The 13172-nt window shown below is 30.7% G+C and carries 13 protein-coding genes; all 13 read left to right on the top strand.

All coding sequences use genetic code 11. The features are described from left to right. Nucleotides 1–9: 9 nt before the first annotated feature. The 13 genes from citX (at nucleotide 10) to K7H06_RS11080 (ending at nucleotide 13072) form a co-directional block, all read left to right on the top strand. Nucleotides 10–555, top strand: a complete 546-nt coding sequence (citX, locus tag K7H06_RS11140) for a citrate lyase holo-[acyl-carrier protein] synthase (RefSeq protein ID WP_223036123.1) — start codon at nucleotides 10–12, stop codon at nucleotides 553–555. Next, the gene (locus tag K7H06_RS11135; RefSeq protein WP_223036122.1) at nucleotides 546–1574 is read left to right on the top strand and encodes a Bug family tripartite tricarboxylate transporter substrate binding protein; all 1029 of its coding nucleotides are present in this window, start codon (nucleotides 546–548) and stop codon (nucleotides 1572–1574) included. Before citX ends, K7H06_RS11135 begins: the two co-directional genes overlap by 10 nt. A gap of 60 nt (nucleotides 1575–1634) precedes the next feature. Continuing rightward, nucleotides 1635–2135: a tripartite tricarboxylate transporter TctB family protein gene (locus tag K7H06_RS11130; protein ID WP_223036121.1), complete on the top strand. Its 501-nt coding sequence runs from the start codon at nucleotides 1635–1637 to the stop codon at nucleotides 2133–2135. Nucleotides 2136–2155: 20 nt separating this feature from the next. After that, nucleotides 2156–3664, top strand: coding sequence for a tripartite tricarboxylate transporter permease (locus K7H06_RS11125; protein ID WP_223036120.1), 1509 nt, complete (start codon nucleotides 2156–2158; stop codon nucleotides 3662–3664). Nucleotides 3665–3766: 102 nt separating this feature from the next. After that, entirely contained in the window at nucleotides 3767–6223 is a 2457-nt protein-coding gene (locus K7H06_RS11120) for an ATP-binding protein (RefSeq protein ID WP_223036119.1), read from the top strand. After that, nucleotides 6192–6962: a Na-translocating system protein MpsC family protein gene (locus K7H06_RS11115; RefSeq protein WP_223036118.1), complete on the top strand. Its 771-nt coding sequence runs from the start codon at nucleotides 6192–6194 to the stop codon at nucleotides 6960–6962. The genes K7H06_RS11120 and K7H06_RS11115 overlap by 32 nt, the downstream gene beginning before the upstream one ends. A gap of 303 nt (nucleotides 6963–7265) precedes the next feature. Continuing rightward, nucleotides 7266–8138, top strand: a complete 873-nt coding sequence (locus K7H06_RS11110; protein WP_223036117.1) for a damage-control phosphatase ARMT1 family protein — start codon at nucleotides 7266–7268, stop codon at nucleotides 8136–8138. 31 nt (nucleotides 8139–8169) lie between these two features. Further along, entirely contained in the window at nucleotides 8170–8655 is a 486-nt protein-coding gene (locus tag K7H06_RS11105; RefSeq protein ID WP_223036116.1) for a flavodoxin family protein, read from the top strand. A gap of 67 nt (nucleotides 8656–8722) precedes the next feature. After that, nucleotides 8723–9610 (top strand): AraC family transcriptional regulator, encoded by an 888-nt coding sequence (locus tag K7H06_RS11100; protein ID WP_223036115.1) that lies wholly within the window; start codon nucleotides 8723–8725, stop codon nucleotides 9608–9610. Between the two features lie 131 nt (nucleotides 9611–9741). Continuing rightward, nucleotides 9742–10746, top strand: coding sequence for an inositol 2-dehydrogenase (gene iolG / locus K7H06_RS11095; RefSeq protein WP_246637518.1), 1005 nt, complete (start codon nucleotides 9742–9744; stop codon nucleotides 10744–10746). A 118-nt stretch (nucleotides 10747–10864) separates the two neighbouring features. After that, entirely contained in the window at nucleotides 10865–11719 is an 855-nt protein-coding gene (locus K7H06_RS11090) for a sugar phosphate isomerase/epimerase family protein (RefSeq protein WP_223036114.1), read from the top strand. Nucleotides 11720–11732: 13 nt separating this feature from the next. Beyond that, entirely contained in the window at nucleotides 11733–12566 is an 834-nt protein-coding gene (locus tag K7H06_RS11085) for a sugar phosphate isomerase/epimerase family protein (RefSeq protein WP_223036113.1), read from the top strand. A gap of 341 nt (nucleotides 12567–12907) precedes the next feature. Beyond that, nucleotides 12908–13072, top strand: a complete 165-nt coding sequence (locus K7H06_RS11080) for a hypothetical protein (RefSeq protein ID WP_223036112.1) — start codon at nucleotides 12908–12910, stop codon at nucleotides 13070–13072. The last annotated feature ends 100 nt before the right edge of the window (nucleotides 13073–13172 follow it).

The raw sequence follows: 13172 nt of genomic DNA, 5'->3' as shown, positions 1-13172 counted from the left end.
AGATTCCTTATGAATGAAAATAAAAATATAGAAACAATTCTTAGGGCAAGAGAAAAAAGATATTTTTATCAAAAACAGCTTGTAAAGGAATATAAAAAGACTTTGGTTGCATTGAAGTTAAATATTCCAGGACCTAAAAAAGATGGAGAATTGTACAGAGAAATTTTTAATAATGGATTAAAGCTACTGAAAGTTTCATTAAATAAAGCAAAAATAAAGATGATATTCAAGGAAATATGGAATAAATCCACTGGTTCGGAAGCTTTTATTATTGTAGATACAGACGCTATAAAAACGAAAAAAATATGTACAGAAATTGAGGAAACAGACGGGCTAGGAAGAATATATGACTTTGATGTGATGGATGCTTTAGGAAATTCCATTAGCAGAGAAAGCATAGGGAAAGAGCAAAGAAAATGTTTTTTATGTGATAAGTACGTCTGGGTGTGTTCAAGAACGAGAGCACATAGTATTGATGAAATGCTAACGTTTATTGAAAAAACAGCTAAGGCGTATTTTATAAAAAATAAAAGGGAGGAAATAAAATGGCAATAAAGAAGAAAATGCTTGCATTAGGTTTAGCAGTAACCTTAATAGGAACAGGATTATTAACTGGGTGTGGTAGCAAAGATGCAAAAACTGCGGATTCATCAGCTCCTGATAAGTATCCTAAAAAAGCAATGGAATTCATTGCACCAGGAGGAGCTGGTGGTGGTTGGGATTTAACTATTCGTACTACAGCTAAGGCTCTTAAAGATACAAATTTAGTATCTGTACCAATGCCTATTACAAATAAGCCAGGTGGCGGAGGTGGAGTAAACCTTGCGTATATGCAAACGAAAAAAGGATCTGATAGTTTGATCTCTGTTTATTCGCCACCACTAATCTTAATAAACCTAAATGGTTCTACAGATTTAAGCTATAAGGATACAACACCCCTTGCGAGATTGATTACAGACTATGGTGCGTTCGTTGTACCAAAGGACTCTAAATACAATTCAATTAGTGAAGTATTAGAGGCATTAAAGAAAGACCCTAAGAGTGTAAAAATTGGTGGAAATTCATCAGCAGGAAGTATGGACCATATTCAATTCTTAATGGTAGCCAAAGCTGCAGGGGTAGAAAATATTAAAGATATTGACTATGTAAGTTTTCAAGATGGTACAGCAACTGCACAATTATTAGGTGGACATGTGGATCTTTTATCAACTGGTTTAGGAGATGTAGAGCAATTACTTAAAGGTGGAGAAGTAAAAGTATTAGCTCAAACAGCGGGTAAACGTGTAGGAGAAGGTGTTCTTGCAGAAATTCCAACAGTAAAAGAGCAAGGAATTGATGTGACCTTTGAAAACTGGAGAGGTTTATTTGCAGCACCAGGAATGCCTGATTATGCTGTGAAATATTGGAGAGAAACTTTAGCCAAAATGGTAGAAACAAAAGAATGGGATGAATATTGTAAGAAAAACGGATGGGATAAAGCTTATTTAGATCAAGAAGAATTTACAAACTTTCTTGGAACTGTAAATGAACAATACAAAGGAATATTAGAAGAAATTGGTATGATCAAAAAATAATTTTAGTGAAGGGTTCGTGTTTGAACACGAATCCTTTTATTAAAAAAAGGAGAGGTGAAAATGGACAAATCAAAGAAAAAGTTAGATTTTAATGGATTAACAGGATTGGTTACTCTAATCATAGCTTTGATTTATGGCTTTATGGCATATACCCTTCCTAAAGCGGCTATAGGAAATCCTATGGCACCAGCCATGTATCCATTAATACTTGCAGGAACTTTAGGAATACTTGGGATGATTCTTTTGCTAAAGAGTGATTTAAAAAAATCTATTGCATCTTTTGAAATTTTAAAAAAGGAAGCCACTGATCAGGATCGACTAAATTGGAAAATGATTACGAGAACATGTTGTTTTGCTATAGTATATGCAATTGCCTTTGATTATTTAGGCTATGTACTTTCAACTTTTATATTTTTACAAATGATGTTAATTCTTGTGAATGGAAAAGAAAAATGGAAAGTAAATACCATTGTAGCTCTTTTCTTTAGTGTAGGGATTTACATGATCTTTTCAAAACTATTAGGCATATATTTGCCACAAATACCCTATCTATATATCTAACATGACTTGGAGGTGAAAAAATGGATGTAATTACAAATTTATTACAAGGATTCTTAGTGGCATTACAGCCCTATCATTTGTTAATGGTAACTATCGGTGGAATTTTAGGAACGATTGTTGGTATGCTACCAGGATTAGGACCAGCAACAGGAGTTGCTGTATTATTACCGATTACTTTTAGTATGGGACCAACAGCAGCATTGATTACAATGACAGGGGTTTATTATGGAGCCATGTTTGGAGGATCAAGAAGTTCTATATTGATCAATACACCAGGAGATGGTGCAGCCCTTGCTGCAACCTTTGATGGATATCCAATGGCTATGAAAGGAAAGGCAGAATCTGCTTTAGCTATTTCTGCAATTGCATCATTTATTGGAGGTACAATTGCAGCTGTGTTTATGGTTGCACTAGCTACACCTGTATCAAGATTTGCATTAAAATTTGGTCCAGCAGAGTATTTTCTATTGATGGTGGCAGCTTTATCTATGACGGCATCCATGTCAAAGAATAATGTACTAAAAGGATTTATTTCTATGGTTTTCGGGTTAATTATTGGAACAGTAGGGATTGATGCCCAATCAGGAGTTGAAAGATTTACCTTTGGTGTATTAGAATTGCAAACAGGGATAGATTTCCTAATTGTAATCATTGGTATTTATGCACTAGGAGAGGTATTTAAAAGCTTTAAAGTGATCAATGAAGGAACAAAAAAAGCACAGACAAAATTCGGCAAAATTTGGATAACAAAAGAAGAGTGGAAAAGAAGTAAATGGCCTATCCTAAGAAGTGCCCCCCTAGGGTTCATTATTGGGGCCTTACCAGGAGCCGGTGGAACCATGGCATCTTTAATGTCATACAATAACGAAAAACAAATGTCAAAACATCCAGAAGAATTTGGAGAAGGTGCCATTGAAGGTTTAGCTGCGCCAGAGTCTGCTAACAATGCAGCTTCAGTAGGAGCTTTGATCCCTATGTTGACCTTGGGGATTCCAGGATCTGGAACAACTGCAGTAATGATGGGTGCTTTATTGATGCTAGGAATTCAGCCAGGCCCCTTATTGTTTACACAAAACCCAGATATTGCTTGGGGATTGATTGCTAGTATGTTTGTTGGAAATATTATTTTAGCCATTATCAATATTCCCTTAGCAGGAGCTTTAGTTCGTGTTTTAGCTATACCGCCTAAGATTTTATACCCAATTGTGCTTTCTTTAGCATTTGTAGGAACATATGCTATTTCTAATAGTGTAATCGATTTTTACTTATTAATCATATTTGGTATATTAGGGTACTTTATGACAAAGGTAAAAGTACCTACAGCTCCTATGATTTTAGCAGCTATTGTTGGAGGTACAATGGAACAATCCTTTAGGCAAGCATTGAAAATAGCCGATGGAAGTATGAGTATATTTTATGGATCAACTTTAGCCATCTGTTTAATAGGGATCACAATTATATCTATTGTTTATCCAATGGTAAAAGAATATATAGGTAAGAAGAAAGTTAGTGGACAAAAAACTGCATAAATAGTAGCAAAAAGATTAGCAAAAGGACTAATCTTTTTGTGGTGTTCAGAAAAATTGTAATATTAGTAATATGCTATAATATTACTAAGGAGTGATGAAAAAGTGCAGAGAAAAAAAGGAAATAGGGATTTATATATACTCATGATAGCTATTTTTATGGGTGTGATAATTATTTTGTCTGCTTCTTACATGAATTATAAAAGTGTACAAGATCATATTATTGCAAAGGAACAACAACAATTGTTGACTATTTCGAAATCTGTATCTAGAAGTATAGAGCGTTTTTTTACCTATCAAAGTGAGAATCTTAAAATCATTACGAAAAATAGATCTTTTCAAGAACAATTTCGTAATTATATGACATCTGAGGGTGTAGATATAAAGTTTAATAGTTTAGAAGATTATTATATTATTCAAAAAGATAGTATTGATAAAATACAATTATTAAATTTAGATGGGAACTTCATCGAAACCTATCCCAAGAAAGAGCAATCTATTCATCCTAATATATATGAAGAGATTCAAAGTGTTTTAACTAGAAAAGATTCTGTTATTAGTAAAGTTTATTTTTATAAGGGACAATTTTATATACAACTCCTTGAACCCATCTTTTATGATTCAAAAATTGAAGCTATTTTATGCACACAGATCAAATTGGATAAAATTTATCAACAACTTGTAAAACCTATTCAAGCAGGAGAGAAGGGTTATGCTTCTGTTAAAAATAAAAACGGAATATTATTGATGCATCCAAAAAGAGAAGATATTGGAAGAAATGTGATGAAAGCGAGAAAAGAAGAATTTCCAGATTATGATTGGTCTGAATTAGAATCATTAGTGGAGAAACAGAAAAATGGAGAATCGGGAGTAGGAGTATATCATTCCATTTGGTATCAAGATCAAAATAAAAAAAGAGTGAAAAAATTTAGTGCGTATTCACCTGCAAGGGTAGGCGATGAATTTTGGATTATTACAGTATCTATGGATTATTTGGAAATGACCCAATTTGTACGGAATGGAACTTATAAAATTCTTACTTTTAATTTTATTATCCTTTTGGTTTTTATTTCAGGAATGTTTTATATTTATAAAATCAAAAAAGATAAGAGGCAATTAGAAAAGGAAGCCAGTTTAGTAACGAAAGTAAATGATTTAAATAAGGAGCTAGAAAAAGATATTGAAGAAAGAAAATCCCTTGAAAAAGAGCTGATTCGAAATAAGGAAAAATATGAAAGACTTTTTAATAGTGGGAGTGATTGTACTTTTGTATTGAATTTAGATGAAAATAATTTACCTACAGAATTTTTAGAAGTGAACAGTAAAGCTTGTGATAGTCTTGATTATGATAAAGCTACTTTATTAAAAATGTCATATTTAGATATTTCTAAGGATGGGAATATTGAAAAGTTTAAAAACATGGTGGAAAATTTAAAAAAAGAAAAAATAACGATTTTTGAAGATCGATTGATTACAAGTAATGGTTCATTTATTCCTGTGGAAATTAGTGCTCATTTATTTCAATTAGAAAATCAATTAAAACTTATATTGATTTCTAGAGATATTACTAATAAAAAAATTCAAGAAGAGGCTTTAAAAAGAAGTGAAGAACGATTTAGAAAGATTATTCATCAAGTTGCATCTGAGATATCTAGTGTACTTCCTCAAAAAAATAAGGATTTTTATTATGAAGGAGAAAATCAAAATACTTATTATTCTGATGTGGAAAATAAAAATCGTATTGCCTTGGAATTAGAAGGGATTAACATAAAATTAGAAGAAATGTTTCAAAAGGAAGTGGATGAAAATAAGAAAAAAGAAGCTTTGATGATTTATCAATCAAGACTTGCGGCAATGGGAGAAATGATTGGAAATATTGCTCATCAATGGCGACAGCCCTTAAGTGGATTGGGACTTATTTTTTCAAATATTGAGGATGCTTATGAATATGAGGAATTAACAGAAGAATATTTGAGTGAATTAATGAAAAAATCAAGAAATTTGATCAATCGTATGTCTCAAACTATTGATGATTTTAGGTATTTTTTCAACCCTAAGAGTGAAGAAGTTTTGTTTTCTATTAAAGAAAATATTGAATCGACTATGGATTTTTTAGAAGAACCTTTAAGACTTCATCAAATACAATTAAATATAAATGTGATGGAAGATGGCTTAATCTTTGGACATGCTAATCAATATTCACAAGTGATTTTTAATATTGTCCAAAATGCTATGGATGCTTTAATCGAAAAAAGACTTCATGATCGTAAAATAGATATAAACATTTATGTACAAGAATCAAATCAAGTTGTAGAGATTGAAGATAATGGAAGGGGTATTCATGAAGATATTTTAGATCGTGTATTTGAACCTCATTTTACTACAAAAGGGAAAGGAAAAGGGACAGGACTAGGTCTTTATATGTCAAAAGTAATTATTGAAAAGAATTTTCACGGAAAAATTAATATTTTTAATAGAAAAGAGGGTGCTTGCATATCCATGGTTATTCCAAGAAATGGAGTTGATAAGGATGAAAAAGAAGAGCATTTTGTACAATCTTAAAGTATTATATGTGGAAGATGAAGAGATGATTCGTGAGGAATTAGCAAGCTTTATCAAACGACGTGTTGGAAAATTATATATTGCGGTTGATGGTGAAGATGGATTGATGAAGTTTAATGAATATGAACCAGATCTTATTATTACAGATTTAAAAATGCCAAAGATGAATGGATTAGAAATGGCAAAAAAAATTAGAAATATCGATCAGACTTGTCCAATTATTGTAATCACAGCTATTTCTGATGTGGATTCTATTATCAATACCATAGATGTGGGGATTGATAAGTATATTATTAAGCCTATTGATACAAGAGAACTAGTAGCGACTATGGAAAGGGCTGCTTTGAAATTATATAAAATAAAATCAAAAGATACAATTATTAATTCAATCATTCTTGAGAAAGATGTGAAGAAAGATTTTGAAAATAAAATTCAAAAAGAAATAGCGAGATTTATTAAACACTATACAGGTAAAGGGCCTAAAAATGTACAAGCTTTTATCCAAGGGGATTTATTAACGATTCAATGTTTTGAAACAAGAACAATATATGAAAAAGCATTGTTAGATAATTTAGAAAATATTCGCTTGGTGAATTATAGCCGAGAACTATTTTTTAAAGATAAAAGAAAAGAGATTGAATCTAATATAAAGGAGATTTTAAAGGCAAGTATTCAAATGGATGAGATAATAACAGATTCTAGATTGGATATTGATCAAATAAAATTTAAAATTTTATAAATATAAATAATGTGTTAGTTGGGAGAAATAAAAATGCCTACTAACACATTTTTATTTGAATAAACATAGGGTTAAAATTTGATTTATTCATTATATAGATTTGAAAATGTAAATTTTGGAGACGTAAATTTAATAAGAGTAGCATTTTTTAGACGAAAATTAGAGAATAATTTTTAGTGAAAATAAAGAGGACCATTTTTCGTAGAAGAGATAGTGTATATTAAAGTATATGTTATAATGGTGGATGCGTAGATTTTTGATAAAGAACGATACTAAAAAATTATAAGAAAGGATGTTATTAAAGTGAATACCCATGTAGACTGTATTGCCTGCGTGATTAATAAGGCGAATCAATTGGCAGATAAATATTTGAAAGATAAGCATCAAAAATATAACTTTATGAATAAGGTTTTAAGAGAAGTAGTGGATATTGAATATGCTCGAACAGCCCCTTTTTTAGTGGCAAAGGTTATGAGAATATTGAAAAAGGAAACAGGAATCAATGATTTTTATAAGGAAGAAAAAAAGCTATTTAATGAAAAGTTATTATCTATGGAAAAGCAGATTGAAGAAATATTAAAGGATTCAGATGATCGGTTTATGACTGCCTTAAAAATTGCACAAGCTGGAAATATTATAGATTTTGGTGCGTTGGATGAAATAAGTTTTGATTTAGTCAAGGAACTTATTTATAAAACGTTAGAAAGTGACCTAGATGAAGAATTATACAATAAATTGAAAAATGAGTTAAATAGTGGTAAAATACTATTGTATTTAGGAGACAACGCAGGAGAAATTGTATTTGACAAAATTTTCATAAAAGAAATAAAAAGAGAGTATCCTCATGTAGAAATATTTTTTGCTGTTAGAGGTGAACCTGTATTAAATGATATAAATGAAGAAGATGCATATAATGTTGGAATAGACAAGTATGCACATATACTTAGTAATGGAACAGATTTACCAGGAACGGATCTTTTAGAGGTAAGTGATGAATTTAAAGAAATATTTGAAAGAGCAGATTTGATTCTTTCTAAGGGACAAGGTAATTTTGAATCTTTATCAGAGTGTGGAGAGAATATATACTATTTATTTTTATGCAAATGCAATTTATTTATGGAGAAATTTAAATGTAAAAAATTATCCAATATATTTGTACATGAATCAAATATATAAGGTTAAATAAAAATGAAGGAGATGTTACAAAATGAAAATTGCAATTATTTATCATAGTGAAACAGGAAATACAGAAAATGTGGCAAAGCTTGTTGCTAAAGGAGCAGAAAAAGTAGAAGGTATTGAGACAAAGTGTATGTCTATTGATGAAGTGGATACAGCATTTTTGGAAGAAGCAAAAGCAGTATTTTTCGGAACACCTACATATGCAGGATCTTATTCTTGGCAAATGAAAAAATGGTTAGATACATGCAAGTTAAAGTTTGCAGGAAAAGTAGGGTGCGTAGTTGCTACTGAAAATTTCATAGGTGGTGGAGCAGATCATGCAGAATTAGCTCTATTAAGTGAATTATTAGTTAAGGGGATGTTTGTTTATTCTGTAGGAGCTAGTGAAGGATTACCATATACTCATTTTGGTGCTGTATGCATAAAAGATGGAACAGACGAACAAAAGGAAAGAGTAGAGATATTTGCAGAGAGAGTTGCAAAAAACGTGAAAAATATGATAAATGCATAAAGTTGATGGTCAAAAAGAGAGTGAAAGCTCTCTTTTTTTAAAAATATTTTTCAAAGGGGAAACTTTTATGAATTCAAATAGCTTATTTAATGTATATTGGCGTGAAGGGCAGTATCAAATAAAAGTGAAAGCTTACTATTATCAAGAATTCAAAGACTATATTACACCTAAAAAGCATGCCCATCATCGTGTAGAAATCATGTATGTTGTAAAGGGGGAATGTGAAATTTTAATGAAAGATATTTCTGTTGTTATGAAAAAAGGAGAGTTTATTTTAATCGATGCAGATATACTCCATCGTTTAAAAGTGGAAGAAAATCGATGTAGAATTTTAAATATCGAGTTTTTATTTCAAAAAAAGTTTTGCTCCTTCTTTACTATAGGAGAATTGGTTCGCCATATGCCAGCATTAGAAACATTTTTTTCTATTCAAAAACCTTTTGTTTTATTAAAAGATAAGGAAGAACGACTAGCACAGTTGATTAGAGATCTAATAAAGCAGTTAGATGATTTAGAAATTGGCAATGATTTTACGAAACAAATGTTGATAGGACAAATATTTATTCAGATTGCCAATATATATAATCAATCAAAAAAAATAGAAAAGAATCCTCAAGATCAATATGTAATGCAAGCCATAGATTATATTCATCAACATTATGATTATAAGTTAACTGTTGAAGATATTGCTAAAGAAGTAAGTTTACACGAAAGATATTTACAGCATATTTTTAAAAAGCAAACAGGAGATACCATTAATGAATATCTAACAGAAGTTAGGCTGAATAAAGCCAAACAATTATTAAAATATACTAATATCCATATTACACAAATTTGTGAATATATTGGAATGAATAGTCAACAATACTTTTCTTATTTATTTAAAAAACATGTGGGCGTATCTCCAAGGGCATATAGAAAAGAAAAAATAAAATTAAAGGCAAATAAAACTTAAGAATTGGCTATAAATTACAGCCGAATATCTTAAGTTTTTTTTAAAACACCCCCTTATTTTTAAAGTAATAAGGGGGTAAATATTTTATAATGATAAAAATACTATTGTAGAAATAAAAGGAGAAGATCATTATGGCAAAAAAAATGAAAGTGGGCATCATTGGAGCGGGAAGAATTGGTAAGGTTCATTCACAAAGTATTATGAATCATATTCCAGAAGTTGAAGTTAAAGCTATATCCGATGTATATGTACAGGCTGCAAAAGAATGGGCAGAAAAAGTTGGCATTCCTATAGCAACAAAGGATTATAAAGAAATTTTGAATGACCCTGAAATTGACGCAGTTTTAATTTGCTCTTCTACGGATACACATGCACAAATCTCTATTGAAGCAGCTCGAGCAGGAAAGCATATTTTCTGTGAAAAGCCAGTAGATTTATCTGTAGAAAAAGTTGAAGCTGTACTTGAAGAAGTGAAAAAAGCAGGGGTCAAATTCCAAGTAGGATTTAATAGAAGATTTGACCACAACTTTAGCAAAGTAAAAGAATTAATTAATGCAGGAAAAGTAGGAGATCTTCATATTGTAAAAATTACGTCAAGAGATCCCCAACCACCAGCACCAGAATATGTGAAGGTTTCTGGAGGAATATTCTTAGACATGGCTATTCATGACTTTGATATGGCAAGATTTTTAGTAGGTAGTGAAGTAGAAGAAGTTTATGTATCTGCAGCTGTAAGAGTAGATCCCGCAATAGGTGAAGTTGGAGATGTGGATACAGCAGTGATTCATCTAAAATTTGCTGATGGAACGATTTGTGTCATTGACAACAGCCGAAAAGCAGTATATGGATATGATCAAAGAGTAGAAGTATTTGGATCAAAAGGAAAAGTAGAGATTGCTAATGATACACCATCAACGGCAATTCTTAGCACAGAAGAAGGTGTATTTAGTGATAAGCCTAAATATTTCTTTCTAGAAAGATATATGGATTCTTTTGTTAATGAAATGAAACAATTTATGGATGCAGTACTAAATGAAAGGGAGGTACCTGTTACAGGTATAGATGGATTAAAACCAGTATTAATAGGTTTAGCTGTAAAAAAATCTTTACAAGAAGGTAAACCAGTTAAGCTATAAAAAGGGGAATATATAATCACCAAATATATTTATCAGATTGAAACATATTTTTTTCTAAAAATAAATTGGTAAATTTATCTTGATGTAATTCTACTAGAATATTAGGTTAAATTAAAATATGAAAAGAGGGAATGATAAAATGAAAAAAGCACTACACACGAAGTCAATATTTAAAAGTAATTTAGCTACAGATATAAGAATAGCTAAAAAATATGGATTTGGAGCACTGGAAATTGTAGCTTCAAAACTTGCTAGTTTTCTTGAAGAAGGTTTTACAACAGCAGATTTAGATAAAATGTTAAAAGATAATGAGCTTAAAGCAGTCTGTATCAATGATATCTGTGGCGTGGAAAGCCCTAGACCTGAAGCCTTAGAAAGAATGCTTGCTGAAGCACATTACTTCTCATCTGTGGCTCAAGATATTGGTTGTCCAGTTATTCAATTAGTACCATTACTTGAATTAGAAGGTAGACCTTTTGATGAGATTATTGAAATCACTGCAAATAATATTAGAAAAATCGCAGACATTGGTGCAACGTATGGCGTTGGTTTCCAATTAGAACCAGTTGCATGGTCTCCGATTCATTCACTTTCAAAAGCACTTAAATTAATTGAAAAAGTTGATCGTGATAATGTAAGAATGGTTATTGATACATGGCACTTATGGGCTGGTGGAGAAACAACACCTGATGATGTAGCTAAGCTTGATCAATCAATGATTTATAATATTCATTTTTGTGATGGAAAAAAGCAATCAAGAGATACGGTATGGGATGAAACTAAACTAAGAGGTTACTATTATGGAAAAGGTGATATTCCATTAAAAGAATTTGCCAAAGCAATCAAAGCAACAGGTTACGATGGTTGGTGGTCATGCGAACTAGTTAGTTCTAAACATTGGGAATGTGATGTGTTTGATGTAGCTGAAAGGCTCAGTAAAGATATGGATGAATATATTTTCCATGTAAAATAATAGGGGGGGTTATATGAAAATTTGTTTTAATGAAGCAACAACTATGAAATATTCTACATTGGAAAAGGATTTAGAATTTTGCGAAAAACATGGTTATGATTTAATCGAAATCCGTATAGATCAATTAAAGGATTATCTAAAAAGAAATACAGTAGAAGATTTAGTTGGATTTTTTGAAAATAGTCATATAAAACCTTTTGCATTTAATGCGTTAGAGTTTATTAGCTTTAGAACAGAGGAAAAGTTCAATGAAATTATAAAGGATTTAGAATTTATTTGTGAAGTTGGAGAAAAAATAGGTTGTAATCAAGCAGTCGTAGTGCCTACCTTTGATGTGGGAGCATATACGGTAGAAGAAATAAAAAAAGAAACTGTTGACAAAATAAATGTTTTAGCAGATATTGCTGAAAAAAGAAATTTCAAATTAGCTTTTGAATTTGTAGGTTATCCAAATTGTTCAGTAAATAGATTTGAACAAGCCTATGATATTGTAAAAACTGTAAACAAAGATCATGTGGGGATTGTATTAGATTGTTTCCATTTTCATGCTATGCTATCTAAATTATCAGATTTGAAAGAAATAGATGTGAATAAATTATTTATTTTCCACATTGATGATGCAGAAAACTTACCTTTTGGTGCATTACGTGATGATAAGCGTTTATGGCCAGGAGATGGGTTTATAGACCTTGATGGCATTTTAAAAACTTTAAAAGAAATTGGATATAACAAAATGGTTTCTATAGAACTATTCAGACCAGAATATTGGGAATGGGATATAGAAAAGACCATTCAAGTAGGAAAAGAGAAGACTATAGAAGCAGTATCGAAATACTTTGAAGTATAGATAATTTGATTCTGTAGAAAGAGAAATAAAATAGTCTAAAATGAAGAAAAAAATTTCAAGCAACCGTTTTCCAAATATTGACTGTTTTTGATGGAGGTGCTATAATCATCTTGTCAGTTGAAAAGCATAGAAATAGTTAAGGCTTTGCGTATTGATTGAATGAAAGGAGGCTGATAAGAATGTATGTGAATAAATTAATAAAATCTTGGATGAGTATATTGTTTACAGATAATGTAATCATTCTATTAAAATTCGTTTCTTATGGCCACTTTCCAGAACCTCCGGCCCTATCAAATTTATAGATAAAATCAATATTTTAAATTTGAAAGGGGAAATTAAAAATGGTATTTTACATGTTAGGATATAAAAGAATAGAAAATGCAAAGAGAATAATCACTGGAAATTCAATGGCTGATAAAGTATATGAAGATATTTTTGAAGCTAAGGGAATCAAAACTAAAAATCAACTTAAAAAGGTACATTTTAGAGAATTATTAAGAAAATAAATTTATGATAAATCATAAGAACACTACTCTTTTGGGTAGTGTTTTTTATATAAAGTTGATAGAATTAGAGGAACAAATATAATATAATTTTAATAAATGC

The sequence above is a fragment of the Crassaminicella profunda genome (genome assembly GCF_019884785.1).
Lineage (GTDB): Bacteria > Bacillota > Clostridia > Peptostreptococcales > Thermotaleaceae > Crassaminicella > Crassaminicella profunda.
Note: the sequence above shows the minus strand (reverse complement) of the source record. Positions and strands in the feature narration are given on the sequence as shown.